At 73.6% G+C, this 26,971-nt stretch carries 20 protein-coding genes and 1 pseudogene; 14 read left to right on the forward strand and 7 right to left on the reverse strand.

All coding sequences use genetic code 11. From position 1 onward, the window contains the following. Positions 1-119: 119 nt before the first annotated feature. Together AC07FK_RS13635 and AC07FK_RS13640 are read right to left on the reverse strand one after the other, a co-directional pair. Positions 120-1,688: a M23 family metallopeptidase gene (locus AC07FK_RS13635; RefSeq protein ID WP_479105053.1), complete on the reverse strand. Its 1,569-nt coding sequence runs from the start codon at positions 1,686-1,688 to the stop codon at positions 120-122. A 225-nt stretch (positions 1,689-1,913) separates the two neighbouring features. Then, a complete protein-coding gene (locus AC07FK_RS13640; protein ID WP_479105054.1) occupies positions 1,914-2,834 on the reverse strand; it encodes an esterase/lipase family protein in 921 nt (306 codons plus the stop codon). A 355-nt stretch (positions 2,835-3,189) separates the two neighbouring features. On the opposite strand from AC07FK_RS13640, the gene AC07FK_RS13645 reads away from it, so the two are divergent. After that, positions 3,190-3,603 (forward strand): coenzyme B12-dependent isobutyryl CoA mutase small subunit, encoded by a 414-nt coding sequence (locus AC07FK_RS13645; RefSeq protein ID WP_453407585.1) that lies wholly within the window; start codon positions 3,190-3,192, stop codon positions 3,601-3,603. Between the two features lie 311 nt (positions 3,604-3,914). On the opposite strand, the gene AC07FK_RS13650 is transcribed toward AC07FK_RS13645, so the two are convergent. Both AC07FK_RS13650 and AC07FK_RS13655 read right to left on the reverse strand, forming a co-directional pair. Beyond that, the gene (locus tag AC07FK_RS13650; protein WP_479105055.1) at positions 3,915-5,741 is read right to left on the reverse strand and encodes a DUF5691 domain-containing protein; all 1,827 of its coding nucleotides are present in this window, start codon (positions 5,739-5,741) and stop codon (positions 3,915-3,917) included. Positions 5,742-5,756: 15 nt separating this feature from the next. Continuing rightward, a complete protein-coding gene (locus AC07FK_RS13655; protein ID WP_479105056.1) occupies positions 5,757-7,097 on the reverse strand; it encodes an SWIM zinc finger family protein in 1,341 nt (446 codons plus the stop codon). A gap of 134 nt (positions 7,098-7,231) precedes the next feature. Here AC07FK_RS13655 and AC07FK_RS13660 point away from each other — a divergent pair, with 134 nt between their 5' ends. From AC07FK_RS13660 to sucD, 8 genes and pseudogenes are all read left to right on the forward strand, one after another. Beyond that, complete coding sequence (locus AC07FK_RS13660; protein ID WP_479105057.1) at positions 7,232-7,654, forward strand: hypothetical protein; 423 nt, start codon at positions 7,232-7,234, stop codon at positions 7,652-7,654. Between the two features lie 111 nt (positions 7,655-7,765). After that, positions 7,766-8,866 carry an ATP-binding protein gene (locus AC07FK_RS13665; protein ID WP_479105058.1) on the forward strand — a complete coding sequence of 367 codons (1,101 nt, stop codon included), beginning with the start codon at positions 7,766-7,768 and terminating at the stop codon, positions 8,864-8,866. After that, positions 8,863-11,208: pseudogene (locus tag AC07FK_RS13670) on the forward strand (DUF5682 family protein); the annotation flags it as partial. The gene AC07FK_RS13665 and the pseudogene AC07FK_RS13670, both read left to right, overlap by 4 nt. A 633-nt stretch (positions 11,209-11,841) precedes the next feature. After that, on the forward strand, positions 11,842-12,630 hold the full coding sequence (locus AC07FK_RS13675) for a VWA domain-containing protein (RefSeq protein ID WP_479105453.1): 789 nt from the start codon (positions 11,842-11,844) through the stop codon (positions 12,628-12,630). A gap of 123 nt (positions 12,631-12,753) precedes the next feature. Further along, positions 12,754-13,656: a hypothetical protein gene (locus AC07FK_RS13680; RefSeq protein ID WP_479105059.1), complete on the forward strand. Its 903-nt coding sequence runs from the start codon at positions 12,754-12,756 to the stop codon at positions 13,654-13,656. 106 nt (positions 13,657-13,762) lie between these two features. Continuing rightward, entirely contained in the window at positions 13,763-14,731 is a 969-nt protein-coding gene (locus AC07FK_RS13685; protein WP_479105060.1) for a hypothetical protein, read from the forward strand. 345 nt (positions 14,732-15,076) lie between these two features. Next, positions 15,077-16,258, forward strand: a complete 1,182-nt coding sequence (gene sucC, locus AC07FK_RS13690) for an ADP-forming succinate--CoA ligase subunit beta (RefSeq protein ID WP_479105061.1) — start codon at positions 15,077-15,079, stop codon at positions 16,256-16,258. A 21-nt stretch (positions 16,259-16,279) separates the two neighbouring features. Then, entirely contained in the window at positions 16,280-17,164 is an 885-nt protein-coding gene (gene sucD / locus AC07FK_RS13695; protein ID WP_069927371.1) for a succinate--CoA ligase subunit alpha, read from the forward strand. A 135-nt stretch (positions 17,165-17,299) separates the two neighbouring features. Here sucD and AC07FK_RS13700 read toward each other — a convergent pair whose 3' ends face one another. Beyond that, entirely contained in the window at positions 17,300-18,616 is a 1,317-nt protein-coding gene (locus AC07FK_RS13700; protein ID WP_479105062.1) for a helix-turn-helix domain-containing protein, read from the reverse strand. A 125-nt stretch (positions 18,617-18,741) separates the two neighbouring features. Between AC07FK_RS13700 and AC07FK_RS13705 the strand changes: the two genes are divergently transcribed. Then, positions 18,742-20,670, forward strand: coding sequence for a cell division protein PerM (locus tag AC07FK_RS13705; RefSeq protein WP_479105063.1), 1,929 nt, complete (start codon positions 18,742-18,744; stop codon positions 20,668-20,670). Positions 20,671-20,788: 118 nt separating this feature from the next. On the opposite strand, the gene AC07FK_RS13710 is transcribed toward AC07FK_RS13705, so the two are convergent. Then, positions 20,789-21,565, reverse strand: a complete 777-nt coding sequence (locus tag AC07FK_RS13710; protein ID WP_479105064.1) for a hypothetical protein — start codon at positions 21,563-21,565, stop codon at positions 20,789-20,791. A gap of 264 nt (positions 21,566-21,829) precedes the next feature. On the opposite strand from AC07FK_RS13710, the gene purN reads away from it, so the two are divergent. Together purN and purH are read left to right on the forward strand one after the other, a co-directional pair. Continuing rightward, complete coding sequence (gene purN / locus AC07FK_RS13715) at positions 21,830-22,486, forward strand: phosphoribosylglycinamide formyltransferase (protein WP_479105065.1); 657 nt, start codon at positions 21,830-21,832, stop codon at positions 22,484-22,486. Then, positions 22,483-24,045 (forward strand): bifunctional phosphoribosylaminoimidazolecarboxamide formyltransferase/IMP cyclohydrolase, encoded by a 1,563-nt coding sequence (purH, locus tag AC07FK_RS13720; protein WP_479105066.1) that lies wholly within the window; start codon positions 22,483-22,485, stop codon positions 24,043-24,045. The genes purN and purH overlap by 4 nt, the downstream gene beginning before the upstream one ends. A gap of 60 nt (positions 24,046-24,105) precedes the next feature. On the opposite strand, the gene AC07FK_RS13725 is transcribed toward purH, so the two are convergent. Continuing rightward, entirely contained in the window at positions 24,106-24,852 is a 747-nt protein-coding gene (locus tag AC07FK_RS13725) for an RDD family protein (protein WP_479105067.1), read from the reverse strand. Between the two features lie 229 nt (positions 24,853-25,081). Between AC07FK_RS13725 and AC07FK_RS13730 the strand changes: the two genes are divergently transcribed. Together AC07FK_RS13730 and AC07FK_RS13735 are read left to right on the forward strand one after the other, a co-directional pair. Further along, positions 25,082-25,951, forward strand: a complete 870-nt coding sequence (locus AC07FK_RS13730; protein WP_479105068.1) for a bifunctional methylenetetrahydrofolate dehydrogenase/methenyltetrahydrofolate cyclohydrolase — start codon at positions 25,082-25,084, stop codon at positions 25,949-25,951. A gap of 20 nt (positions 25,952-25,971) precedes the next feature. Continuing rightward, entirely contained in the window at positions 25,972-26,850 is an 879-nt protein-coding gene (locus AC07FK_RS13735; protein ID WP_479105069.1) for a DUF3017 domain-containing protein, read from the forward strand. Positions 26,851-26,971: the final 121 nt, after the last annotated feature.

Consider the following 26,971-nt stretch of genomic DNA (forward strand, 5'->3'; position numbering starts at 1 on the left):
CTCCGCCACCGCGCCCCGGGGCCTCGTCGCTCCGGGGCCGGGGGCTTCGCCCTGCGCCGGATCCGGCTTCGTGACTTCCGGGTTTCGCGCCCGGACCCGGGGGCACCCGGAGCTTGGGATCAGGTCGGGCTGAGGCCGTGACTGCGGAACCAGGGCAGGGGGTCGATCGCAGAGCCACCGCCGGGGCGCACCTCGAAGTGCAGGTGCGGGCCCGTGGAGTTGCCGGAGTTGCCCGCGTACGCGATGACGTCGCCGGCCTGCACCGAGCCGGAGCGGATCTTGGTGCTGCTGAGGTGGCAGTACCAGGTCTCCGTACCGTCGGGCGCGGTCACTATCGCCATGTTCCCGTAGGCGGTGTTGTACTGCGTGCGGACCGTGCCGTCCGTCGCGGCCATCACCGGGGTGCCGTACCCGACGGGGAAGTCGATGCCGGAGTGCACGGACATCCAGTTGATGCCGGCCTGGCCGTAGTACGCGCTGAGGCCGTGCTGCTCGACCGGGAGCGCGAACTTGGGGCGGGCGGCCTCCTTGCGGGCGGCCTCCTCGGCTCTGCGCTTCTTCTCGGCGGCCTGGCGGGCTTGGAGGTCGATACGTTCCTGCGTGCGGCTCGCGCGGTCGGCGAAGTCCTCGGCGTCCGTACTGAGGTTGGCCAGCTGGGTGTCGAGCTTGTTGTTGACCGCGACGGGCTTCACCGAGCCGGGGTCGGCCGCCGACGCCGTCGTGGTGGTGTCCTTCTTCTCCTCGGCCGGGGCGCCGCCGCCGACGCTGCCGACCGATGCGGCGGCGATGCCGGCCACGCCCATCACGCAGGCGGAGGGGACGGCGACGGTGAGGAGCGCGGAGCGCTTGGCCGGTGTACGGCGGCGGCCGCGGCCGCCGGAGGCACCGGTGCCGCGGCGGGCCGAGCGGGGGCCGGGGGCGGTGACGGACACGGCTTCCGCCGGGGCGTGTTCGAGGTCTGTTTCGGTTTCCGTGCCGGGTTCAGGCTCGTGTTCGGACTCGTACTCCGACGTGTATTCGTGTTCCGCGCCGGGCGTGTTGCCGAGCTCGTCCGGCGTCGCCTCGTGCGGTGCGTCGGACGCTTCCGGTTCGTAGTCCGCCAGGGCCTCGGCCAGGTCGACCTGCGGGAACTCGGCCGTCTCGTAGGAGACTTGCTGCGGCGAAACGGTCTCGTGCGCGCCGGTCTGGCCGCCGGAGTTCCAGGCGGTGGCGTCGTACGCGCCGGTGTCGTAGGCCGGCGTCGTCCACTGGCCGGTCGCCTGAGCGGTCTCGGCGGCCTGGGTGAACTGGGCGGCGTCGTACTGGCCCGTCTCGTACGTTCCCGTGCCGTACTGGCCTGTCGCCGACGCGTACTGGCCGGTGGGGAAGTGGCCGGTGTCGAACTGGCCTGTCTGGTTCCAGGTGTTGGAGTCCCACTGGCCGGTGGACTGCGCCGGGATGTCGGCCGCCGTCTGATAGGCCGCCGCCGGCCACGTTCCCGTGCCGTCGTAACCCTGGTGCGCGCCGTACGCGTCGTAACCGGCCGCCTGCTGGGCGCCGGTGGCGTCCCAGTGGCTGGTGTCGTACTGGCCGCTGTGGCCCGCCTCGTAGCCGCTTCCCTGGCCGGGGAGGTCTCCGAAGAGGGGGTCTGTCTGGAAGCTGCCGGTGGAGTAGCCGTCGTACCCGGCGTGGGCGTGCTGGTCGTCCACCAACTTCTCTCTCGCCTCGGCAATGCGGGACCTGTGGGGGCTGGGGTCCGGGTGGGGACCCCAGAGGCAAAGCAGTGGCGCGACTGTACCCGGCGGTAAGGGACGACGACAATCTTCGCCAGATTTTTCGCGTTCCGGAAACGGGCATTCGGCCGCCTTTCGGCGGACGACGGGCACAGCCTTTGTGCTGCGTTCGACCGGTGTTCGATAGCGGTGCCGGAATGTTCAGGCGACGGAGGCCGTGTCGGAGGCGCCCGCCGCCGTGTCCTGCTCCTCGAGTGCCTGCCGGATGCCCGCGGCGACCGCGGGATGGACCGGCAGCGCAAGGTGGCCGATTCCCGTCACCCGGATGTTGTGCACGAGGAGATCCGGGTGGCTGAGGCGTGCGGTGGTGACCGGGAGCATCAACTGGTCGAGATCGCTCCAGAAGCTGACGAACCGCGTGCGGCACGAAGGCGCCGGCCTGCGCAGCTCCTCGATCACGTCGGAGCCGGGGCGCATCTGCCGCACGAGCGGGTGCGCGCTCATCGGCGGGGCGACACCGGTGCCCGCGTGCGGGGTGCCCAGGGTGACGAGGGTGCGTACGCGCACGTCTCCGCCCAGCCGCTGGACGTAGTAGCGGGCGATCAGCCCGCCCAGGCTGTGGCCCACGATGTCCACGCGGGTGTGGCCCGTGCGCGATGAGATCTCCTCCACGTGGCGGCCGAGCAGCTCGGCCGCCGTACGGATGTCGCACGTGAGCGGCGAGTAGTTGAGGGACTCCAGGTGGTGCCACCCGTGCCGGGCCAGGGAGCGGCGCAGCACGACGAAGACGGAGCGGTTGTCCACGAAACCGTGGAGCAGCACGACGGGCGGGCGGTCCGGACCGGTGGCGGGAAGCTCGGCGGCTTCGGTCAGGGGTTGCCCGGGCTGTTCGGCGGCGGCTTCGGTCAGGGGTTGCGCGGGCTGTCCGGACCGGCCGGGCTGCACGCGCGCCGGACCGCAGGGCGCCGCCCGGTGGTGACGGCGCTCCTGGGCGATGCCGGAGGGGTACAGGACGAGGTGCCCGGCGAGGATCGCGACTTCGAGGGCGGTGGCTCTGAGCAGCGCGGCCGACAGGCGCAGCCGGGGCGGCCAGGGCGGAATGGAGAAGGGCAGGACCCTCATGGCGGACCTCCCGAACGGCGCGCGGGAGGCGGCTCCGTCCCCCGTGTGCCCTCATGGGGTGCCGTATCGAGGAACGCGGCGGCCGTTCCACCGCGCCGTGCGGCTGACGGCACGGTGGAACGGCGGCCTCGTCGCGGCTCCCCTCGCGGCCTCCCGGCTGCTGCGGCTGGTCGCCGTAGCGCCTGATGTGGCAGGAACGCCGCATAGCGAACATGTCCCATGTGTGATTTCCCCCTCCCTGCACACCGTGAAACGAGCGGGTGCGGGATGCTGTCGATAACGTTCGTTCACTTCCCCGTCCGCATCGGTGCGGGGCGCGTGCCAAAGACGGCGCAGTCGGTACATGGAGGCAGTGATGGGTGTGACCGGGCCGATCCGCGTGGTGGTCGCCAAGCCGGGACTCGACGGACACGATCGCGGGGCGAAGGTCATCGCGCGGGCCCTGCGCGACGCCGGTATGGAGGTCATCTACACCGGGCTTCACCAGACGCCCGAGCAGATCGTGGACACCGCCATTCAGGAGGACGCCGACGCCATCGGGCTGTCCATCCTCTCGGGTGCGCACAACACGCTCTTCGTGAAGGTCATCGAGCTGCTCAAGCAGCGCGACGCCGAGGACATCAAGGTCTTCGGCGGCGGCATCATCCCCGAGGCGGACATCGCGCCGCTGAAGGAGAAGGGCGTCGCGGAGATCTTCACGCCGGGCGCGACGACGCAGTCGATCGTCGAATGGGTCAACGCGAACGTCCGCCAGGCGGCCCAGGCGTAAGGCTCGCTGCTGGGGTGTCCGTCCGGGCCCGGGCCGGGCCCGGGACACCCTCGCAGGGGTGAGGCGCACCAGCGGCCCCCGCACCGGCTTCCGGCGCGGCCGCTCGAGGCGACGGGCGTCGGCTCAACGCATCGGGCCGGCCTGCTCGGGTCGGACCGCCGGGGTTGCCCGCTGGGGGTCGGCCCGCTCACTGCGGGGGCCGCTCGTTGCGGCCCGCTCGGCCTGGCGCGGCCCTGTGGGTCGACCCGGGCGGTGGTGATCGGCCGGGTCGAGCCGCCCCGCTCGGTTCAGGCGGTTCGGCCCCGGTCGGGTCAGTCCGCCTGCGGGTGCTCCGACAGTTCCGCGAGCATCGCGGCTCTCAGGCGCAGCGTGCCGACCAGGCGCTGGAACGCCTCCGACCAGTAGCCGGCCGCGCCGGGCGCCGCGTGCTCCTGCTCGTCCGGCGTCGTCGTGAGTATCTCGAGGCGGTCTGCCTCGCCGGGATCCAGGCAGCGCTCCGCCAGGCCCATGACCCCGCTGAAGCTCCAGGGGTAGCTCCCCGCGTCCCGCGCGATGTCCAGCGCGTCGACCACGGCGCGGCCCAGCGGCTCCGACCAGGGCACCTTGCACACCCCCAGCAGCTGGAACGCCTCGGACAGGCCGTGGGCCGCGACGAACGCCGCCACCCACTGGGCCCGTTCGCCGTCCGGCAGCGTGGCCAGCAGTTGCGCCCGCTCGGCGAAGGACGACGTACCGGGGCCGGTCGCCGGCGGGGCGGAGGGTGCGCCGAGCAGTGCGCGGGACCACTCGGCGTTCCGCTGGCGCACGGCCGCGCGGCACCAGGCGGCGTGCAGCTCCTCCTTCCACTCGTCGCTCACCGGCAGGGCGACGATCTCCTGCGGCGTACGGCCGCCCATCCGCTTCGGCCAGGCGTGCAACGGGGCGGACTCGACGAGCTGCCCCAGCCACCAGGAGCGCTCCCCGCGCCCGGCCGGAGGCTGCGGCGACACGCCGTCGCGCTGCATGTCCGCGTCGCATTCGTGCGGGGCCTCCACTGCGACGCGCTCGCCGCCGGCCGCCCGTCCGGAACGGTCCAGGCTGACGCAGCTCACGGCCCGCGCCGCCATCCGCGCCGCGAGAGCCGAGTCCGGCAGGGCGGAGAGCAGCTCGGCGGCGGTGGCCCGCACATTGCGGCTGCGGTCGGCCAGGGCCTGTTCCAGGAAGGGCTCGTCGGCGGCACACAGGCCCGAGCGCAGGGAGTCCAGGAACATCAGGCGGTCCTCGGCGCGCTCGGTGGGCCAGGTCCCGGCGAGCAGGGCGAGCGCGGCCGCCGGGTCCTGGGCGCGTACGGCGGTGAGGAGACCGACGCGCTCGGCGAACAAACCCTCCTCCCACAGGCGTCGCACCGCTGCCACGTCGTCGAGGTCGGGCAGCGCGCCGCCCCCGGACGCGCCGCGCAGCGCGAACCGCCAGTCCGGGTTCAGCCGGGCCAGCCACAGCCCGCGCGAGCCGGCGAAGGCGAGAGCCTGGGGGCGCAGGTCGGTACGGGCGCGGGCGGCGTCCAGCAGCGCGGGGAGCAACGCGGGCGGGGCCTGGAAGCCGCTCCGGTTCGCGGCGGCCAGCCACTGGGGGAGGAGCTCGGTGAGATCGGGCGCGGTGCCGCGCCTGCCCCCGGCCGCTGAGGGGGACGCGGAGCGGCCGGCCAGCAGTTGCGCGAGCCGGCGCAGGGCTGCCGGTGGCAGCTGGGGGCGAGGGTCGTGCGGTGCGGGCGTGGGGCGCGCCGCGGCGGACGCGGGGACCAGGGACGCCCTGCGCCGTACGGTCTGGTGTGCGGCGGCGTCCAGCAGCGCGATGGCGGCGTCCTTGCCGGGCACGGCGAGGCGCGGCGGCAGCGTGCGGCGGTCGGTGCCCAGCAGGGCGGTGGTGACGAGCTCGTCCCAAGCCGTCGCGGCGGCGGCTCCGGGAGCGTCGGGGCCGGCGCCGCACCGGTGCGCCTCCGTGGGCGCCGAACCTCCGGGTACGTCGACCCGTTCGGCGTGGTCGGGTCCGGCGTGGTCGCGCTCCGCGCCCTGGGGGGAGCGCCCCGGCGCGTCCCCGCCCGGCATCGTGGCATCTGACACGGTGGCGCGTCGTGCCGTGGTGGGCTGTGTGCTGTTCATGGGGCCCTCCTGCGGTCAGGCTTCGGTCAGCGGGACGGTTTCCGTGGAGCCGGCGGACCAGGCCGTCAGCGGGGTGAAGCCGCGGTGGCCGCACTCGCCGAAGACCGTGACGGGGCCGCCCCCGGACAGGGCGACGAGCTTCCACAGCCCCGGGCCGGCCAGTGCGGCGGGGGTGAGGGGCAGGGCGAAGCCGGCCTGTGCGTCGCCGAGTTGCCAGGAGTCGGCGGTGGGAGTCGGGACGACGCGGCCGAGCGTCACGGGGTACGAGTCGAGCCACGGGTCGTCGCGCAGGGCGGTCCCGTAAGCCCGGATCGCCGTGGTGGTGTCGACCCCCGGCGGTGGGGAGGCGAACGGTGCGGGCACCACGGACGGGTCGCTGCCCAGGTCGGCCCTGAGCCGGCCCGGGTGGAAGGTGAGCTCCGTGTCGAGCACCAGGCCGGGGGGCAGCGAGACGTCCGGCGCCCGGCCGACCGCGCCGAAGGACAGGAGCAGCGCCGTACGCCGGGACTCCTCTCCGTACAGCCATATGCGCCGCGTGACGAGCTTGCCGTCCGGGGTGTCGTACTGGGCGAGCACCAGCCAGCGGTCGCGGACCGGCGGGCCCTCGGCGGACGCGGTCAGGCCGACGCGGCTGCGCACGGTCGCGGCCAGTGGCTCCGGCAGCCGCTCGCGCGCCGGCCACGCCGCGTCCAGCAGATGCAGCAGCGCGCACTCCTCCAGCAGCCGCGCCGGCCAGCCCGGCCCCGACGCCGGTACGGCGCCCAGCTCCCGCACCCGGGCGGCTAGCCCCGGCGCCTGGGCGTCGACCATGCGGCGGGCCGTCTCCTCCCACAGCCCGTAGCCGCTCTGCTCGGCCGAGGCCAGACCGCCGCGCAGCAGGTCGGCCAGGCGCTGCTCCAACTCCGCGGCGCCCATGGTGATCCGCTCGGCGCGCTGCTCGGCCCGGCGCCGCGCCGCCCCGGGGTCAGCCGTCCGGTGCGCCGCGGTGTCCGAAACCGCCGCCTTCGCCCGGCGCGCCGCCAGCCACTCCTCGGCCCAGTCCGGCGGCTCCCCGTTCCGCACGGCCGGCTCGTCGGCCGCCCAGAGGAGCAGGAGCCCCAAGGCGTGCTTGCACGGGAACTTGCGGCTCGGACAACTGCACGTGCAGGCGGGGCTGCCGCCCGCCGTGTCGACCACCGTCCGGTAGGGCGTGCTGCCGCTGCCCTTGCAGAGCCCCCACACCGCCCCCGCGCCGCTGCTCCCCGCCTCCGACCAGGGTCCGGCCGTGCCGAGCCTGTTTCCCGTTCTGCGCGACGCGTCGTCAGGAGCCAAGGCCAGCACCTGTTCCGCAGTCCAGCGCACCCCCTGCTGATTCATGGAACAGACGCTACGGGGCACCACTGACAATCACCCCTACCTGCGCGTTTGCCGCCGGGCCCGCGCTTGACTCCCCTTCGGCATTGCGATTGGCTGCGATTCCTGACACGCGCTTAGATCCGGGGGGATCCCACATGAACCGCTTCATCCGTACCGCCGCCTGTGCCGTCGCGGTCACCGGCCTCACGTTCGGTCTGGGCGCCTGCGAGGCGACCGAGGCCGCGAAGGACGAGGCCGTCGAGCAGGTCGACAAGTCCATGGACGAGAAGTACGAGGTCACGTACGAAGTCACGGGCAAGGGCGTCGAGTCCATCGAGTTCGCCGGGGGCAAGGGCTCCGCCATGGACCCGAAGATGGAGTCGGTCAAGAACCCCACGCTGCCGTGGAAGAAGACGGTCACCCTCCGCGGCATCATGCCGCCGGCCGTGTCCCCGATCAGCATCCAGGACACCGCCGACCTGACCTGCAAGGTCGTCTACAAGGGCGAGACGATCAAGGAAGCGAAGGGTGAGAAGGCCCTGCTCGGCTGCATCGCGGTCTCGCCGATCGTGAAGTGACGCCCGCGGCGGGCTGATTGCGGGCTTTCCGCCCCTGACCTGCGGCGACGGCCGATTGTCAGTGGCGTGGTGCACGGTGGATCCACATCCGGGACATCTGGAGGGGGATCCATGACCGTGTCCGAGAACAAGGGCGAGGCCCTGCGGCCGCACGCCGAGGACGCCTTCGCCGACGAGCTCAAGGCGCTGGCCGCGGCCGACGACCGGCCGCGGCCAGCCAAGTGGCTGCTCTCACCGTGGGCCGTGGCGACGTACCTGCTCGGCGGGACCCTGCCGGACGGCACGGTGATCACACCCAAGTACGTCGGGCCGCGCCGGATCGTCGAAGTCGCCGTCACCACGCTCGCAACCGACCGCGCGCTGCTGCTGCTCGGCGTCCCCGGCACCGCCAAGACCTGGGTGTCCGAACATCTCGCGGCCGCTGTCAGCGGCGACTCGACCCTGCTGGTGCAGGGCACGGCGGGCACGCCCGAAGAAGCCATCCGGTACGGCTGGAACTACGCCCGGCTGCTCGCGCACGGGCCCAGCCGCGAGGCGCTCGTGCCCAGTCCGGTCATGCGGGCGATGGCCGACGGCATGACCGCGCGCGTCGAGGAACTCACCCGCATCCCGGCGGACGTGCAGGACACCCTGATCACGATCCTGTCGGAGAAGACGCTGCCCATCCCCGAGCTGGGGCAGGAGCAGCAGGCCGTCCGCGGCTTCAACCTCATCGCCACCGCCAACGACCGCGACCGGGGGGTCAACGACCTCTCCAGCGCGCTGCGCCGCCGGTTCAACACCGTCGTGCTGCCGCTGCCAGAGACGGCGGAGGCCGAGGTCGACATCGTGGCGCGGCGCGTCGACCAGATCGGGCGCTCGCTCGATCTGCCGCCCGCGCCCGACGGGTTCGACGAGATCCGGCGCGTCGTCACCGTCTTCCGCGAGCTGCGTGACGGCGTCACCTCCGACGGGCGTACGAAGGTGAAGTCGCCCTCGGGAACGCTGTCCACCGCCGAGGCGATCTCCGTCGTCACGGGCGGCCTGGCCCTGGCCGCGCACTTCGGCGACGGCGTGCTGCGGTCGGGCGACGTGGCGGCCGGCATCCTCGGCGCGGTTGTGCGCGACCCGGCGGCGGACCGCGTCGTCTGGCAGGAGTACCTGGAGACGGTCGTCCGCGAACGGGACGGCTGGAAGGACTTCTACCGCGCCTGCAGGGAGGTCTCGGGATGACACCACGCCCCCTGCTGCTGGGCGTGCGCCATCACGGGCCCCGTTCGGCCCGGGCGGTGCTCGCCGCACTCGACGCGGCGCGGCCCCCGGCCGTGCTGATCGAGGGGCCGCCCGAGGCGGACGCGCTGCTGCCGCTCGCCGCCGACGAGGCGATGCGTCCACCCGTGGCCCTGTTGGCGCACGTCACGGACGACCCCGGCCGGGCGGCGTTCTGGCCGCTGGCGGAGTTCTCCCCGGAGTGGGTCGCGCTCCGCTGGGCGCTCGGGCACGGCGTACCGGTGCGGTTCATCGACCTCCCGGCGGCCCACTCACTGGCGCTGACGGAGGAGCGGGAGACCACGGAGGACGCGGGGGAGCGGCAGGACACGGAGGACACGGAGGGGCAGACGGCGCCGGACGAGCAGCCGGCCGTCGCCCTGGATCCGATCGGCGCGCTCGCGGAGGCTGCCGGTTACGACGATCCGGAGCGGTGGTGGGAGGACGTGGTCGAGCACCGGGGGGCCGGGACCGCCGATCCGCTCGCGCCGTTCGAGGCGCTCGTGGACGCGATGGGCGCCCTGCGCGAGACGTACGGGGACGGAGGGCACAGCCGCGACCGCGTCCGCGAGGCGTACATGAGGCTGAAGCTGCGGGCCGCGCGCAAGGAGTTCGGCGACGACGTCGCCGTGGTCTGCGGCGCGTGGCACCTGCCGGCGCTCGGCGAGAAGGTGGCGACCGCGACCGCCGACCGCGCGGTCCTCAAGGGCCTGCCCAAGGTCAAGGCGGAGATGACGTGGGTGCCGTGGACGAACCGGAGGCTGGCCCGGCGCAGCGGGTACGGCGCGGGCATCGACTCGCCCGGCTGGTACGGCCACATCTTCGGCGCACGGGACCGGCCCGTCGAGCGCTGGATGACGAAGGTCGCCGGGCTGCTGCGCGACGAGGACCGGACCGTTTCGCCGGCCCACGTCATCGAAGCCGTACGGCTGGCCGAGACGCTCGCCGTCATGCGCGGCCGGCCGCTCGCCGGGCTCACCGAGACGACCGACGCGGTGCGGGCCGTGATGTGCGAGGGCTCCGACGTGCCGCTCGCTCTCGTGCACGACCGGCTCGTCGTCGGCGACGTGCTCGGTGAGGTCCCGGACGAGGCGCCCGCCGTGCCGCTGCAGCGCGACCTGACCCGCGCGCAGCGCGCGCTGCGGCTCAAACCCGAGCCACGGGAACGCGAGGTGGAGCTCGACCTGCGCAAGCCGACCGACGCGGCACGCAGCAGGCTGCTGCACCGGCTGCGGCTGCTGTCTGTCGGCTGGGGGGAGCCGGCGCAGGCGCGGGGGAGCACGGGCACGTTCCGGGAGACCTGGCGGCTGCGCTGGGAGCCCGAGCTGTCGGTGCGGGTCGCGGAGGCGGGCGTGTGGGGCACCACGGTGCTGTCCGCCGCCACCGCGAAGGCCGGGACCGACGCCGCTTCGGCCACCGTGCTCGCCGACGTCACCGCACTCGCCGAGCGGTGCCTCCTGGCCGAGCTGCCCGACGCCCTCCCGGTGGTCATGCGGGCCCTCGCCGACCGCGCGGCGCTGGACGCGGACGTCGGCCACCTCGCCCAGGCGCTGCCCGCGCTCGCCCGCTCGCTGCGGTACGGCGATGTGCGCGGGACCGGCACTGCGGCACTCGGCGAGGTCGCGGCCGGACTCGCCGAGCGGATCTGCGTGGGCCTGCCGCCCGCCTGCACGGGGCTGGACGCGGACGGCGCGGCGGAGATGCGCCGCCATCTCGACGGCGTCCACGCGGCCGTCGGCCTCCTGGCCGCAACCGCACCGGGCGAGCGCCACGACCTGAGGGCACGGTGGTCGGCGGTGCTGCGCCGACTCGCCGAACGCGACAGCGTGGGCGGGGTGATCCGCGGCCGTGCCGCGCGGCTGCTGCTGGACGACGGGCGCCTCGCGGAGGACGAGGCGGCGCGCCTCATGTCGCTGGCCCTGTCGCCGGGGACGCCGCCGGCCGACGCCGCGGCCTGGATCGAGGGCTTCGTCGGTGGTGCGTCCGGCGGCGGGATGCTGCTCGTGCACGACGAGCGGCTCCTCGGCCTGGTCGACGCCTGGCTGACCGGCGTGCCCGGCGATGCCTTCACTGGCGTACTGCCGCTGCTGCGTCGCACGTTCTCGGCGTACGAGCCGGGAGTGCGGCGCACCTTGGGGGAACTGCTCCGGCGCGGCCCGTCCGCCGCCGACCCGGCCCGGACGCAGGCCGGGGCGCCCGGCTTCGGCCCCGGCTACGACCAGGCACGGGCCGACGCGGTGCTGCCGGTGCTGGCCCTGATCCTCGGTGCGGCGGCCCCGGCGGACGAGGACCCGCCGGTGGCGCGCGCGACCGCGGTGGAGGGGGCCGCGCCGGGTCGACCGCCGGCCCGTCCGGCGCTCGCCGGCACGGCCGGTGGGCATACGGCCGCCGGCACCCGCTGCCTGGCGGCGGACCCACCCCGTGCCCCGGCGATACCAGCCGGGACGGCGGCGCGGCCCGCCGCGGGCCCGGCAGGGACGCGTCGGCCGGAGCGCCCCGAGGGCTTCGACGCGGGCGGCCCCGGCTCGGGTCGGCCGGAGCGCGTGGGGGGCTTCGGCGTGCGCGTGGGTGGGCCCGGTGACGGGGAGCGGCTGCGGCGGTGGCGGCTCGTGCTGGGCGGGGAGGCGGCCGACGGGACCGGGTGCGTCCTGGCCGGCCAGGACGCCGCCATGGACGGGGCGTTGGCCGCGCTGTACGGCGACGGGCGCGCAAGCGGCCGTCCGTCGGGCCGCACGGCCGGACTCGGCGCCTCCGCCCCGTCGGTCGCGCGCTGGCTCGGCGACATCCGTACGTACTTCCCGACATCCGTCGTCCAGGTCATGCAGCACGACGCCATCGAACGCCTGGGCCTGTCGGCGCTGCTTCTCGAACCCGAGATGCTGGAAGCCGTCGAGGCGGACGTGCACCTCGTCGGGACGCTCCTCTCGCTCAACAAGGCGATGCCCGAGACGACGCGGGAAACGGCGCGCGCCGTCGTCCGCAAGGTCGTACGGGACCTGGAGAAGCGAATCGCCACCCGCACCAGGGCCACCCTCACCGGCGCGCTCGACCGCAGCGCCCGCGTCAGCCGCCCCCGCCACCGGGACATCGACTGGGACCGGACCATCCGCGCCAACCTCAAGAACTACCTTCCCGAGTACCGGACGGTCGTCCCCGAGCGGCTCGTCGGATACGGGCGGGCGTCGCAGTCGGTGAAGAAGGAAATCGTCCTGTGCATCGACCAGTCCGGGTCGATGGCCGCCTCCGTCGTCTACGCGTCGGTCTTCGGCGCCGTCCTCGCTTCCCTGCGCGCGGTCGACACCCGACTCGTCGTCTTCGACACCGCCGTCGTCGACCTCACCGACCAGTTGGACGACCCGGTCGACGTACTCTTCGGCACGCGGCTCGGCGGCGGCACGGACATCAACCGCGCCCTCGCGTACTGCCAGTCGCGCATCACGCGGCCCGCCGAGACGGTCGTCGTACTGATCAGCGACCTCTACGAGGGCGGCATACGCGACGAGATGCTGAAGCGGGTCGCGGCGATGAAGGCGTCGGGCGTGCAGTTCGTGACCCTGCTCGCGCTCTCCGACGAAGGCGCCCCGGCATACGACAGGGAACACGCGGCGGCTCTGGCGGCCCTCGGCGCGCCCGCGTTCGCCTGCACGCCGGATCTCTTCCCGGAGGTGATGGCCGCGGCGATCGAAAAACGACCCCTGCCCGTACCGGATGTGGAGACCCATCAGTAACATCCGACTTGCGTGACCCCAGGAGGCTCATGCGAGCATCACCCTCTCGTCACATCCCCCCTCGATCCGTCCTCCCGATCCGTTCTGCCGATCCGTCCCCCTGTGCGAAGGCGCCGTTCTCCCTTGACCGCCCTGGTTGTCGCCCACCCCCTCGCCGCCCTGCGCGCACTGCGCCGGGCGGGGCGGCGGCGTGCGCTGCGGGTGGTGCTCTTCCTCGGGGGCCTGATGGCGTTGGGTTTCCTGTGGGGCGGACAGGCGTACGCCGTCGAGGCGCCGTTGCCGCACGGCTCAGCCGCCGCGGTCGACACGGTGGCGGCACCCGCCCCCGTGGCCCCAGAGGTTCCGGCCGTCGCGGGGGTCGTGGAGGCCCCCGTGGCTTCCGTGACCCCGGTGGACGTGCGGGCGCCGCGGCAGGACGCGGTGCCGGAGGTCGTCGAGCCGGTGGCCGAAGCCGTACGGACCGTCACCCGGCCCGTCGGCGAGCTGAAGGACGGCCTCGCCGGACACAGCCCGTCTCTTCCCGGAGTACCGGCGCCGCCCGCGCTGCCCGTACCCGCGCTCCCCGAACTGCCTGTACCCGAAGCGCCTTCGGGGCCCGAGGCGTCCACGCCGCCTTCCGGCGGGGCCGCGGACGCGTCCGCGGAGCCCGCCCAGACCGTGCGCGACGGCTCCGGCGACCAGCCGCCCCAGGCGGCCGGCCGAGGATCCGCGAGCGGCGCGGCGGCGGCGACGGCGGCCGGGCAGAGCGCGTACCCGTACGGCTCGTTCGTCCGGCAGCACGACGGCGCGGACGGTGGTCCGGGCCGCGCGGAGTGCGGCAAGGCGCCCGTGCCGGCGCCCTCCGGGCCGTGCGGCGAGGGGATGCGCCAGGCGGCCGGTGACGGCAACTCCGCCCGTTCCGGCGACAAGCCCGCGGCCGCGATCACGAGCGGCACCCGGTTCGGTCTGGTGCGCGGGGCCACGCTGCCGGCGACGGCCGCACCGACGTACGACCGACCGCACGACATCCTCGAATTCCCCGGCTAGGGCGGACCGTCCCCGCTCCATGACCTGCCGCGCGGGGGCGGGACAGGTCTGCCCGCCATCCGGAGTATCCGGAAAGCCGAATGAATTCGAAGGATCTGACGCAAGCATGAACAAGAACATCCGCCGTTCCATCGCCGTCGCCGCAACCGCCGGTGGCATGTGGGCCCTCGGCACCGCCGCCGCGAGCGCGGCCGAGCTGCCCGTCTCGGTGCCGCTGTCCTCCCCGGACTCCGCCTCCGACGTCATAGCGGACGTCGAGGACGCGACGGCGGAGGCACGGGGCGAAGCCACCGGCGCGGTCACCGGGGCCGCCACCCTGTCCCCGGCCGACGCCTCCGACGCCGTCGCCGACGCGGCCGGCGCGCCCCAGGCCGTCGCTGCCGACGTCTCCCACGCCGACGTCTCCCACGGCGTGGCCGTCGCCGCCGACGCCGTAGACGTCCGGGCCGCCGGTGTCGACGCCGAGATCGACTACCTCTTCGGGCCGCTGTCCGCGTTCGCCTCCGATGCGCGTCAGGCGCCGAGCGAGATCCGGAGCGAGGCCCCCGGCCACGTCCACGGAGCCGTCGCCGACGCCACCCCGCTCGCCCACGCCGTCGCCGAGGACACCCTGCCGCCCATCGCCGCCCGTGCCGTGCACGGCGTGCTGCCGGTCGCCGGTCAGGCGGTCGGTGACGCCGGCGGCCTCGCCCACGGTGCGGTCGGTGACGTGACGCCGTTCGCGGGCGGTGTCGTGGGAGGCGTCCAGCCGTTCGCCGGTGACGTCGTCTCCGAGGTCGGCCCGTTCGCGGGCGGCGTCCACGGCGCGGTCCAGCCCCTCGTGCAGACCGTGGCCGACCACGTCGAGCCGGTCGCGTACGGCGTCGGCGGCAGCGCCCACACCCTCGCGCACGGTGTCGTCGGCGACGTCTCGCCGTTCGCCGGCGGCGTCGTGTCCGACGTCCAGCCGTTCGCGCGGGACCTGTCCGGCACCGTCGTCGCCACCCCGCTCGCCGGCAACGCGGTCTCCGGCTCCCAGGACGCCGCCGACTCGGTCACCCCGGGCTACGCGGCGTACCTCGCCCAGGGCATCTGACAGCGCCGTTCGGCAGCGGCGGGCAAGGGCACCGGGCCGGCGGGTCCGGCGCCGCGCGGGCGGTCTCCATTGGGGTGGAGGCCGCCCGGTCCCGTTTCCCGCCCCGCCCCGAGGGGCGCGCGGTAGCACGTGCGCTCCGTGACCGGCTGTGACCGGTATCACCGCTCAGGTGTGATCTGCGATTTAGGGACCTGTGGTCCACGGGGATAACCTGCGAGACGGACATGCCGCGTACCGGACACCGTTACGCCTCCCTTGTGACAGCGCCGTCACGTTGCCCTTCGCGGCACGCCCATATGGAGACAACGCAACGAACCGCGATCACCAGAAAAGGGACGGACGCGCGTGGACCTGTTCGAGTACCAGGCGAGGGACCTCTTCGCCAAGCACGGTGTACCGGTGCTGGCCGGTGAAGTCATCGAAACGCCTGAGGCGGCGCGCGAGGCCACTGAGCGGCTGGGCGGCAAGTCGGTCGTCAAGGCGCAGGTGAAGGTCGGCGGCCGCGGCAAGGCCGGCGGCGTCAAGCTCGCCGCGACGCCGGACGAGGCCGTCGCCCGGGCGACGGACATCCTCGGGATGGACATCAAGGGCCACACGGTCCACAAGGTGATGATCGCCGAGACCGCGCCCGAGATCGCCGAGGAGTACTACGTTTCGTACCTCCTCGACCGCACGAACCGCACCTTCCTCGCCATGGCGTCCGTACAGGGCGGCATGGACATCGAGGAGGTCGCGGAGAAGACCCCCGAGGCCCTCGCCAAGGTCCCGGTCAACGCCAACGACGGCGTGACGATCGAGAAGGCCCGCGAGATCGTCGCCCAGGCGAAGTTCCCGGCCGAGGTCGCCGAGCAGGTCGCCGAGGTCCTGGTGACGCTGTGGGACACCTTCGTCGCCGAGGACGCGCTCCTCGTCGAGGTCAACCCCCTCGCGAAGGTCGCCGACGGCCGCATCATCGCCCTCGACGGCAAGGTGTCTCTCGACGAGAACGCCGAGTTCCGTCAGCCGGGCCACGAGGAGTTCGTGGACCACGCCGCAGCCAACCCGCTCGAGGCTGCCGCGAAGGCCAAGAACCTCAACTACGTCAAGCTCGACGGCGAGGTCGGCATCATCGGCAACGGCGCCGGCCTGGTCATGTCGACCCTGGACGTCGTCGCGTACGCCGGTGAGAACCACGGCAACGTGAAGCCCGCCAACTTCCTCGACATCGGTGGCGGCGCCTCCGCCGAGGTCATGGCGAACGGCCTGGAGATCATCCTCGGCGACCCGGACGTCAAGTCCGTGTTCGTCAACGTCTTCGGCGGCATCACCGCCTGTGACGAGGTCGCCAACGGCATCGTCCAGGCCCTGGAGCTGCTCAAGTCGAAGGGCGAGGAAGTCACCAAGCCCCTCGTTGTCCGTCTCGACGGCAACAACGCGGAGCTGGGTCGCAAGATCCTCTCCGACGCGAACCACCCGCTCGTTCAGCGCGTGGACACCATGGACGGCGCGGCCGACAAGGCCGCCGAGCTCGCCGCGGCTGCGAAGTAAGGGACGAGGGACTCCAACACCATGGCTATCTTCCTCACCAAGGACAGCAAGGTCATCGTCCAGGGGATGACCGGCGCCACGGGCATGAAGCACACCAAGCTCATGCTGGCCGACGGCACCAACATCGTCGGTGGCGTGAACCCGCGCAAGGCCGGCACGTCCGTCGACTTCGACGGCACCGAGGTCCCGGTCTTCGGCTCCGTCAAGGAAGCGATGGAGAAGACCGGCGCCGACGTGTCGGTCCTCTTCGTGCCGCCGGCCTTCGCGAAGGCCGCCGTCGTCGAGGCGATCGACGCCGAGATCCCGCTGGCCGTCGTCATCACCGAGGGCATCGCGGTCCACGACTCCGCCGCGTTCTGGGCGTACGCCGGCGCCAAGGGCAACAAGACCCGGATCATCGGCCCGAACTGCCCCGGTCTCATCACCCCGGGCCAGTCCAACGCCGGCATCATCCCGGGCGACATCACCAAGCCCGGCCGCATCGGTCTCGTGTCGAAGTCCGGCACGCTGACCTACCAGATGATGTACGAGCTCCGTGACATCGGCTTCTCCTCCGCCGTCGGCATCGGTGGCGACCCGGTCATCGGCACCACGCACATCGACGCGCTCGCCGCGTTCGAGGCCGACCCCGACACCGACCTGATCGTGATGATCGGTGAGATCGGTGGCGACGCCGAGGAGCGTGCCGCGGACTACATCGCGAAGAACGTGTCGAAGCCGGTCGTCGGCTACGTCGCGGGCTTCACGGCGCCCGAGGGCAAGACCATGGGTCACGCCGGCGCCATCGTCTCCGGTTCTTCTGGCACCGCACAGGCCAAGAAGGAGGCCCTCGAGGCCGCCGGCGTCAAGGTCGGCAAGACGCCGACCGAGACGGCCAAGCTGGCTCGCGCCATCCTGGCGGGTTAGTCCGTCGCCGCCGCTGCCGCCGCCTTCGCGCGCGGTGCGGTGGTGACCCGGTACGGGCCCGTATCCCCTGCTCAGGGGGTACGGGCCCGTCCGCGTTCGTATGCACCGGTCAGAGGACGGCCGTCTGCCGTCCGGTCAGCGGGTTTCCGGCACCAGGCGGGGCGGCCCCGTCACGGGCGCCTCGTGCAGCATGCTGCGCAGCTCCTCGTCCTGGGGGGTCAGTGGCTGCGGGCCGGCGCGCATGGGGACGCCGCGCACCGGTTCGCCGGGCGCCTGCGGGGGCTCGTACCGCGTGGGGGCTGTGACCAGGGTGAAACCCGTGGCGCTGACGATCATCGCCGTGAAGAAGAGTGCGGCGCGCGTCCAGAACCGGGTCCTGCGCTCGCTCCCCGTGCGTACGGCCCGGGCGGACTGCAGCGTGACCGGCGGCGTCGTGACCATCTCGGCCAGCCGGCCGAGTCGTTCCCTGAGCAGCGCGGACTGTTCGGCGGGGCCGCCGGCGTCGGCGAGTTCCGGCAGGCGGTGGGCGATCACGGCGCGCGCGTGGAGCAGACGGTTCGCCGTGGCGGGAGTGCTCGCCTCCGTCTCGGCCGCCGTGTCGGGCAGGTCGAGGCCGAGGCCGTCGTACAGCAGGAGTGTGCGGCGGTGGGCGGGCGGCAGCGACAGAAGCGCCTGGAGCAGGACCCGGCGGTCGCGGTCGGCGGGGCGGCGGTCGCGGCGTTTGTGCGCGCGGCGCAGGCGGTGCCAGGGGGAGAGCGCGTACTCGTACGCCGCTGCCCTCACCCAGCTCTCGGGGTGGCGGTCCCTGGCCACGGCGGGCCAGCGCTCCCAGGCCAGGCGGAAGGCGTACTCGACGGACTCGCGGGCCAGGTGCCGGTTGCCGGTGAGGACGTACGTCTGGCGCAGCAGGGCGGTGGCGCAGTCGGCGTAGAGGTCGTCGAACGCCTGGGCGGGGGTCGGTGCGGGCGGTGCGGATGCGGTGCCGGGGGGTGCTTCGGGGGCGGTGCCCGGGGGGTCGGTGACGGCTTCCGTGCCCAGGGGTGCGGTCGCGAGGGCTTCGGGATCGGTGCCGCGCCCGGGCGTCTCCTCGGACGCCGGACGTTCGGTTACGTCGGCCTCTTCGGGCGGGTTGCGTTCCACGCCCTGGGCGGAGCGCCCCGGCGCGTCTCCTCCCGCCACTGGGTCGAGTGGTCCGGGCTCGTCTCCCGGCACTGTGCCGAGCGGCGCGGCGTCGAGCTCGTCCCGGTAGCCGGCGAGCAGCTTGGCGTACGCCGCCCGCTTGCGGCGCTTGGGGTTCGAGCGGCCGGATTCCCACGCCTTGACCGTCTCGCGCGTGACGCCCAGGGCCGCCGCCACCTGCTCCTGCGTCAGCGCTTTCGCCTCGCGCAGCCTGCGGCGCTCCGTGGGAGAGGGCAGGGGGTCGGCGGGGGCGGTTTCAATGCTCTGCGTCACGAAAGTCCCCCCGCAGCGCTACTCCCGGCGAAAAAGTACATAAACGTATATTGAGCGACACGGCAGTCATTCGCCTGTTACACGGATTGAGCGCGTGTCGTTGACAGCATGGCCGGGTGACTCACGTGACCCCTCGCGGTACCTGGGTGCCGTCCCTCCCCAGCCGCTCCTCGGCGCAGGCCGCCTGCTGCGTGCGGGGGGTGGTCGCGGCGGGGCTCGGCCTCGGGTCCTTCGCCGTCCTGGTGACGGTGCTGTGGATCAGCTCGCCGCACCCCGACAGCGGCCCCGGCGGGGCCCTGCGGGTCGCCGCCGGCCTGTGGCTGCTCGCCCACGGCGTCGAACTCGTCCGCTACGACACCCTCTCCGGGCTCCCCGCGCCCGTCGGACTGACGCCGATGCTCCTCGTCGCGCTGCCGCTGTGGCTCACTCACCGTGCCGCGCGGGACGCGGTCGACGGGGACGGGGAGGAGGAGGGGGCGAACGGCTCGCGGGCCCCTGGTGGGGTCGCCTTCTTGGGAGTGGTAGGCGGCTACGCGGCGGTGGGCGCCGCCGTGTTCCTGTACGCGTACGGAGGGCCGCTGCCGGCGGAACTCGTGAGCGCGGCGCTTCACCTGCCCCTCGTCGCGGCCCTGGGAGCCCTGAGCGGAGTGTGGACGGGGGGCGGGCTGCCGCTCGCGGGATGGCCGCAGGGCGTGCGGGACGTGGTCGTGCGCCCCCGGTTCCGGGTCACCCTGCGCGCCGCCGGGGCGGGGGTCGTGGGACTGGCCGGCGGTGGGGGGCTGGTCGCACTGGCAGCGGTGGTGTGGCATGCCGGGGCGGCGCAGGCGGTGTTCTTCCAGCTCGCGGGGGACTGGTCGGGGCGCCTCGCGCTGGCGCTGCTGGTGGTGGCGCTGGCGCCCAATGCCGCCGTGTGGGGCGCGGCGTACGGACTCGGCCCCGGGTTCGCCCTCGGTACGGGCGCGACCGTCGCCCCCGTAGGAGTGCTGGGGACGCCGGCGCTGCCGCACTTCCCGCTGCTGGCGGCGCTGCCTGCCGGGACGGGGCCCACCCCCGTGCAGTGGGCGACGCTGGCCGTCCCGGTGGCGGCGGCCGGTGCGGTCGCCTGGTTCACCGTACGCACCGCCGCGCCGCCCTTCGCCGTACGGGAGGAGGCATGGAGCGCCCGGGACACGGCCGCCGCCGCGGCTCTGGCGGGCGTGGGGTGCGGGGCGGGGGCGGCGGTACTCGCGGCCCTGGCCGGGGGGCCGCTGGGCGTGCGGGCACTGTCGGAGTTCGGGCCGGTGTGGTGGCTGACGGGCGGCGCGGCGGCGGTGTGGACCGTGGCGCTGGGCGTCCCGGCCGCGCTGATCCTGCGCGCATGGCGGTTGCGCGACCGGACGCCTCGCTCCTGGCGGAGGGCGGCGAAGGCGGAGGCCGCCGGTGGGGCGCCGGTGGAGAGCGCGGTGCGCACGGCCGGTGCGGTGGGGGCCGGCGGGGAGGAAGCCGGTGCGGCGAGGTGCCGGTGGTGGCGTCGGGGGAGGCCCGGAGCGGAGGCGGAGCGGCCCGCGTCCGGCGACGAGGCCGCGGCGAGCGACACGAGGCGCAGGTGGTGGCGGCCGCGCCGCGCAGACGGCGGGGACAGCGGTACGGCGGGTTCCGCGCCGTGGTGGCGGCCCGGCGGGACCGGCGGCGACCCCGGACCGTACGACAGCGAGGCCGACTTCCTGCCGGTCGGCGACCCCGGCGCCACGGTGGGCGCCGACTGGCACGACAGCGGCTCGCGCGAGGTGAGATGGGCGGCCCTGAAGGAAGCGTCCGGCGGGCTGATGACCGCGTTCCCGGCGGCCTCCACGAGCCCGGAGGAGCAGGGGCCCACGAAGGCGCGGCCCGCCGACCCGCCCCGTGCGGACCGGCCCGGCATGCCGGCCGACCCCCCGGCGGACCCGCCCGGCGTACCAACCGAGCCGCCCCCGACAAACCCGCCCGGCGTACCCGTCGAACCACCCCCGGCCGACCCGCCCGGCGTGCCGGACGAGCGGCCACCGGCGGGCCCGTCCGGCGCAGGGCCGCGGTAGCGAGCCGGCCGAAACCAACTGACAAACCCGCCCGGCATGCCAGCCGACCCGCCCGGCGTACGTGCCGAACCGCGCCCGTCCCACCCGCCCGGCGTGCCTGCCGGGCCGCGGTAGCGAGCTACTCCTTCACGCCGAAGACCGGCCGCAGGGGCTTCGGCAGCAGGTCGTTGCAGGACGCCTGCGCCGACTGCGTCAGGGAGTCCTGCACGCAGGTGTAGTAGTCGCGGTAGACCAGCTGGACCGTGAACGTCGTTGCCACGATCACCAGCGCCAGCACCGCCGTGACCAGGCCACTCACCGCCGCCGTCGTCAGCGGCCTGCCGCCGGACGCCGGCGCGGCGGACGCGGGCGCGTCGGTGGCCGCGGCGCCGCCCCGGCCGCGGCCGGGCTTCGCCCGCAGCGCGCTGACACCCCAGTACAGGGCCAGCGCCCCGAGCAGCAGCGCGACCTCGGGAAGGTCGAAGAGCGCGAAGAAGAAGGCCCACATGCCGGACAGCAGCGCGTAGCGCGCCCGGCGCTGTGCGGGGTCCGTGGGATCCCAGCGCAGCCCGGGGCCGCTGCCGCCCGGTCCCTCGGGGTCGGCCGGGCGCTTGGGCCCGCCGAACCCGCCGCTCTGGCGGCCCGGCTGGCGGGGACTCCACTGGCCGGTCGGCGGGCCGTCCTGCCGCTCCCCGTCGTCGTCCTGACCGCCGTCGTTCGCCGGCTTGCGCGGCTGCCACGGCTGGTCGGGCTGCCCCTCGGGCGGCGGCGCGAAGGGGTTGTCGTCGCCCTGCGGCGACGGCGGCGGGGTCGACGAGGACTGGCGTTCCCGCAGCAGCAACTGAGAACCCCGCTGTCCGGCGTGCGTCGCGGAAAGCGGCAGGCGGAGAGCCTCGCGGCGGCGTCGGTCCGTCATCTGGTGAACGTCTTCCCCTCAGACCCGGTGCACAGAGGGTCTTGTGTGTCGATCTGTTCCCGTCCGGAGACGGATTGTCCCAGTCCGCAGAACGAACCTGTCCCCTGACGCTACCTCCCGGCCACGGACCCGTCCCGTGGGGGCCGCTCGGTGTGCCGGTATCGTTGCCGACGGTTGACGCCTTCGTAGAGTTCCCCGTATCGGGGGACGCGACTCGTTCGTACGACCCTACAAACCGCACCATCCGCGAGAAAGAGACCCACTGTGGCCTCCCCGCCTGCTTCCCCCCGCCCCCCCGGCACGCCCGCCCGCCTCGTCGTGCTGGTCTCCGGTTCCGGCACGAACCTCCAGGCCCTGCTCGACGCCATCGGCGACGACCCGGCGGCGTACGGCGCGCAGGTCGTGGCCGTCGGCGCGGACCGGGACGGCATCGCGGGGCTGGAACGTGCCGAACGCGCGGGACTGCCGACCTTCGTCCGCCGCGTGCAGGACTACGGCACCCGCGAGGAGTGGGACGCGGCGCTGGCCGAGGCCACGGCGGCGTACGAGCCGGACCTGGTCGTGTCCGCCGGCTTCATGAAGATCGTGGGGAAGGAGTTCCTCGCGCGCTTCGGGGGCCGCTGCGTGAACACCCACCCCGCCCTGCTCCCCAGCTTCCCGGGGGCCCACGGCGTACGGGACGCTCTCGCGTACGGCGCGAAGGTCACCGGATGCACGGTTCACTTCGTCGACGACGGCGTCGACACCGGCCCGATCATCGCGCAGGGCGTGGTCGAGGTCCGGGACGAGGATTACGAAGACGGTGGTGCCGCTCTGCACGAGCGCATCAAGGAAGTCGAGCGACGGCTGCTCGTCGATGTCGTGGGGCGCCTGGCCCGTAACGGCTTTCACATTGAGGGACGAAAGGTAGTTATCCAGTGACCGCCGAAGGTACGAAGCGGCCCATCCGCCGCGCGTTGGTCAGCGTCTACGACAAGACGGGCCTCGAGGAGCTGGCCCGCGGCCTGCACGAGGCGGGCGTCACCCTGGTCTCGACCGGCTCCACCGCCGGGAAGATCGCCGCGGCCGGCGTCCCGGTCACCAAGGTCGAGGAGCTCACCGGCTTCCCCGAGTGCCTCGACGGCCGGGTCAAGACGCTGCACCCGCGCGTGCACGCCGGCATCCTCGCCGACCTGCGGCTCGACGCGCACCGCGCGCAGCTGGAGGAGCTCGGCGTGGAGCCCTTCGATCTCGTGGTCGTCAACCTCTACCCGTTCAAGGAGACCGTCGCCTCCGGCGCCACGGCCGACGAGTGCGTCGAGCAGATCGACATCGGCGGCCCGTCGATGGTCCGCGCCGCCGCCAAGAACCACCCCTCCGTCGCGGTCGTCACCAGCCCCGAGCGGTACGCCGACGTCCTCGACGCGGTCAAGGGCGGCGGTTTCGACCTCACCACCCGCAAGCGCCTCGCCGCCGAAGCCTTCCAGCACACGGCGGCGTACGACGTCGCCGTCGCGTCGTGGTTCGCCGCCGACTACGCGGCGGCCGACGACAGCGGCTTCCCCGACTTCCTCGGCTCGACGTACGCGCGCAAGAACGTGCTGCGGTACGGCGAGAACCCGCACCAGCCGGCGGCCCTCTACACCTCCGGCACGGGCGGCCTCGCGGAGGCGGAGCAGCTGCACGGCAAGGAGATGTCGTACAACAACTTCACGGACACGGAGGCCGCGCGGCGCGCCGCCTACGACCAGACCGAGCCGTGCGTCGCGATCATCAAGCACGCCAACCCGTGCGGCATCGCCGTCGGCGCGGACGTCGCCGAGGCGCACCGCAAGGCGCACGCCTGCGACCCGCTGTCCGCCTTCGGCGGTGTGATCGCCGTCAACCGCCCGGTGTCCGTGGAGATGGCCGAGCAGGTCGCCGAGATCTTCACCGAGGTCATCGTCGCCCCCGGCTACGAGAACGGCGCCGTCGAGGTGCTGGCCCGCAAGAAGAACATCCGCGTGCTCGTCTGCCCCGACGCCCCGTCCGACGAGGTCGAGGTCAAGGCGATCGACGGCGGCGCGCTGCTCCAGGTCACCGACCGGCTCCAGGCCGAGGGCGACGACCCGTCGACCTGGACGCTCGCCACCGGCGAGGCGCTGTCCGACGGCGAACTCGCCGAGCTGGCCTTCGCCTGGCGCGCCTGCCGCGCCGTGAAGTCCAACGCGATCCTGCTCGCCAAGGGCGGCGCGTCCGTCGGCGTCGGCATGGGCCAGGTCAACCGCGTCGACTCCGCGAAGCTCGCGGTGGAGCGCGCGGGCGAGGAGCGCGCCAAGGGTGCGTACGCCGCCTCCGACGCGTTCTTCCCGTTCCCGGACGGCCTGCAGATCCTGCTGGACGCGGGCGTCAAGGCCGTCGTCCAGCCCGGCGGTTCCGTCCGTGACGAGCAGGTCGTCGAGGCCGCCGAGAAGGCCGGCGCCACGATGTACTTCACCGGCACGCGCCACTTCTTCCACTGACGCGGAACGCGCGAGAGGCCGCGACCCCGCCGGGTCGCGGCCTCTCGCGCGTGCGTTGCGTTACTTCTTGATCACGATGGTGCCGGAGGCACGGTCGTGCCAGCCCTGCAGCTTGCCCGAGTTGTCGAAGAACGGCGAGAGGTAGACCAGGAGCTGGCCGATACCGCACAGGAGCGCGCCCGCCATCGGGATGATCCAGCGGATGAAGCCGCCGCCGAGGCCCGGGACCGAGCCCGTGTTCTCCTTGACGACCTTCAGGCCGAGGGCCAGCTTGCCGACCGTGGCGCCCAGGAAGGAGATCATCAGCCACTCGTAGAGCAGCGTGGCCAGGAAGAAGATGAGGATGATGCCGAAGAACGCGGCCATCATGCCACCGGCCGCCTCGGCCTGGTTGTTGACGCAGTCCTGGTACGCCGGGGTCAGCGGGTCGAGGCCGGTGCAGTTCTCCACGCTCTCGGCGGCGCCGACCGCTCCCGCGACGCCGACGGCGCTGAGGATGAAGTACAGCACCGAGATGATGACGGCGTCGATGACGCGCGCGCCGAAACGGCGGCCCATCGTGGCGACCTGGACGGTGCCCAGAACCGGGACGTTGATCAGACCGTTGTTGGCCTGAAGGGTGCCCGGCTGCTGCGGGTACGCGCCGTAGGGCTGACCCGGCTGCTGGGCGCCCTGCTGCGGGTAGCCGTAACCCTGCTGCGGGGGCACGCCCTGCGGAGCCTGCTGCGGGTAGCCGTAGCCGGGCTGGCCCTGCGGGGGCTGCTGCGGCTGCTGGCCGTACGGGTTGTTCGGGTCGCCGAAACTCATGGCGGTGTTCCTCCGTTGGAAGTGCTGGGGACGTCGCGGCCCGAGCGGAGGAACGTCACAACACAAAACCAGCGGTGCCCCCCCGCCGCTGTCCGCGGCACTGCGCGGATCATCGTTGTAGGACACTCGTGTCTTTGTCCAGTCGAGTTCCACATGCGTTGTGCAAGTGCAACCTCGGCCAAGGCGGCCTGATTGGAATCGAGGCGGGTCCATCCGCGAGGATGGGGGCATGACTGCCCAGATTCTCGATGGCAAGGCCACCGCAGCCGCGATCAAGTCCGACCTGACCGCCCGCGTGGCGGAGCTGAAGTCCAAGGGCGTCGTCCCCGGGCTCGGCACCCTGCTGGTCGGTGACGACCCGGGCAGCAAGTGGTACGTCGCGGGCAAGCACCGCGACTGCGCCCAGGTCGGCATCGCGTCGATCCAGCGCGAACTGCCCGCGACCGCCTCCCAGGAGGAGATCGAGGCGGTGGTGCGCGAGCTCAACGAGAACCCGGAGTGCACGGGTTACATCGTCCAACTCCCGCTCCCCAAGGGCATCGACACCAACCGCGTCCTGGAGCTGATGGACCCGGCGAAGGACGCCGACGGCCTGCACCCGATGAGCCTCGGCCGGCTCGTGATCGGCGAGCCCGGCCCGCTGCCCTGCACGCCGTACGGCATCGTCCAGCTCCTGCGCCACCACGACGTGGAGATCAAGGGAGCGAACGTCGTGGTCGTCGGCCGCGGCATCACCATCGGCCGCCCGATGCCGCTGGTCCTGACCCGCAAGTCGGAGAACGCCACGGTGACGCAGTGCCACACCGGTACGCGTGACCTCTCCGCCCACCTCCGGCAGGCGGACATCATCATCGCCGCCGCCGGTGTGCCGCATCTCATCAAGCCCGAGGACGTCAAGCCGGGCGCGGCCGTACTCGACGTCGGCGTCAGCCGGGACGAGGACGGCAAGATCGTCGGCGACGTCCACCCGGGCGTCGCAGAGGTCGCCGGCTGGGTCGCCCCCAACCCGGGCGGCGTCGGCCCGATGACCCGCGCCCAGCTGCTGGTCAACGTCGTCGAGGCGGCCGAGCGCGCGGCCGCCGACGCGGCCACGGGCTGAGCGGGAAGGAACCGCCTCCGATGGGTGCTGCTACGAGTCCGGACGAACCGGCCGTCGCCGGTGACGCCCCCGGCGACGTCCCCAACGACGCCCCCGGCGATGCCGTGCACGCCGGCGCAGGTGCGGGCACGGCCGCCGGTGCCGGTGTTGGTACGGGCCCGCACGTCGCGAGCCGGACGGGCGGGACCGACGAGACCCCCGGGGCCGGCGGGTCCAACGAGACCCCCGGGACCGACGAGACCCGCGGGACCGGCAGGGCGGGCGAGGCGGAGGAAGCGGCCGTCAAGCCCGAGACGGACACCGCCACTTCCACACCCGAGTCCGTCCCGGCACCGGCACCCGAGTCCGTAGGTGCGCCGGCGCGGGAGTCCGCACCGGAAGCGGTGGCGGAGCCCGCACCCGAACCGGCGCCTGACTCCGCGCCCGCATCGGACCCCGCGCCCGAACCCGAACCCGCGGCGAAGGGTGTAGTCAGCGCCCCCGGTCCGGAGGGCCCCGTCCGCACTACGCGGCGCTTCCCCCTGTTCACCCGGGACACCGCGCGTCCCGAGGGAGGCGGACGTGCCGCCCCCGGGGACGCGGCGGCTCCCGTCCGGCAGTGGCCGTTCCTCGTGGTGCTCGGCGCGACCGCGCTGGGGTTGTTGCTCGTGGCGGTCGACGCGTTCGGGATCGGCTTCCGTATCGGCACGCTGGTGATCGGTCTGTCGCTGCTCTCCGCCGCCGTACTCCGCCGGTTCATCCCCTCGGTGGGCATGCTCGCCGTGCGTTCGCGCTTCACCGACATGGCGACGTACGGCCTGCTCGGCTTCGCCATCGTCATGCTCGCGCTGATGGCGCAGCCCAGACCCTGGCTGGAGATCCCGCTCCTGGAGTCGGCGGTCCGCTTCACGGTCCGCTGAACCGGCGTGGCGTCCGACGCCCGCCCTCTCCCCCGAGGAAGGACGGGCGTCGGACGGCTTTCAGCGTCAGGGACGCGTCAATTCCGATCAAGAGCTGTCGGGTCCCTGTGGCACGGAGGTG

The organism is Streptomyces sp. NPDC046122, from assembly GCF_056429965.1.

Bases quoted from the DNA above. Each gene is read 5' to 3' on its own strand.
- AC07FK_RS13685 (WP_479105060.1), top strand. From the start codon at position 13,763: ATGAACAAGAACATCCGCCGTTCCATCGCCGTCGCCGCAACCGCCGGT.
- AC07FK_RS13645 (WP_453407585.1), top strand. From the start codon at position 3,190: ATGGGTGTGACCGGGCCGATCCGCGTGGTGGTCGCCAAGCCGGGACTC.
- AC07FK_RS13710 (WP_479105064.1), bottom strand. From the start codon at position 21,565: ATGACGGACCGACGCCGCCGCGAGGCTCTCCGCCTGCCGCTTTCCGCG.
- AC07FK_RS13735 (WP_479105069.1), top strand. From the start codon at position 25,972: ATGGGTGCTGCTACGAGTCCGGACGAACCGGCCGTCGCCGGTGACGCC.
- sucD (WP_069927371.1), top strand. From the start codon at position 16,280: ATGGCTATCTTCCTCACCAAGGACAGCAAGGTCATCGTCCAGGGGATG.
- AC07FK_RS13730 (WP_479105068.1), top strand. From the start codon at position 25,082: ATGACTGCCCAGATTCTCGATGGCAAGGCCACCGCAGCCGCGATCAAG.
- AC07FK_RS13650 (WP_479105055.1), bottom strand. From the start codon at position 5,741: ATGAACAGCACACAGCCCACCACGGCACGACGCGCCACCGTGTCAGAT.
- AC07FK_RS13640 (WP_479105054.1), bottom strand. From the start codon at position 2,834: ATGAGGGTCCTGCCCTTCTCCATTCCGCCCTGGCCGCCCCGGCTGCGC.
- AC07FK_RS13675 (WP_479105453.1), top strand. From the start codon at position 11,842: ATGCCCGAGACGACGCGGGAAACGGCGCGCGCCGTCGTCCGCAAGGTC.
- AC07FK_RS13665 (WP_479105058.1), top strand. From the start codon at position 7,766: ATGACCGTGTCCGAGAACAAGGGCGAGGCCCTGCGGCCGCACGCCGAG.
- AC07FK_RS13655 (WP_479105056.1), bottom strand. From the start codon at position 7,097: ATGAATCAGCAGGGGGTGCGCTGGACTGCGGAACAGGTGCTGGCCTTG.
- AC07FK_RS13660 (WP_479105057.1), top strand. From the start codon at position 7,232: ATGAACCGCTTCATCCGTACCGCCGCCTGTGCCGTCGCGGTCACCGGC.
- AC07FK_RS13725 (WP_479105067.1), bottom strand. From the start codon at position 24,852: ATGAGTTTCGGCGACCCGAACAACCCGTACGGCCAGCAGCCGCAGCAG.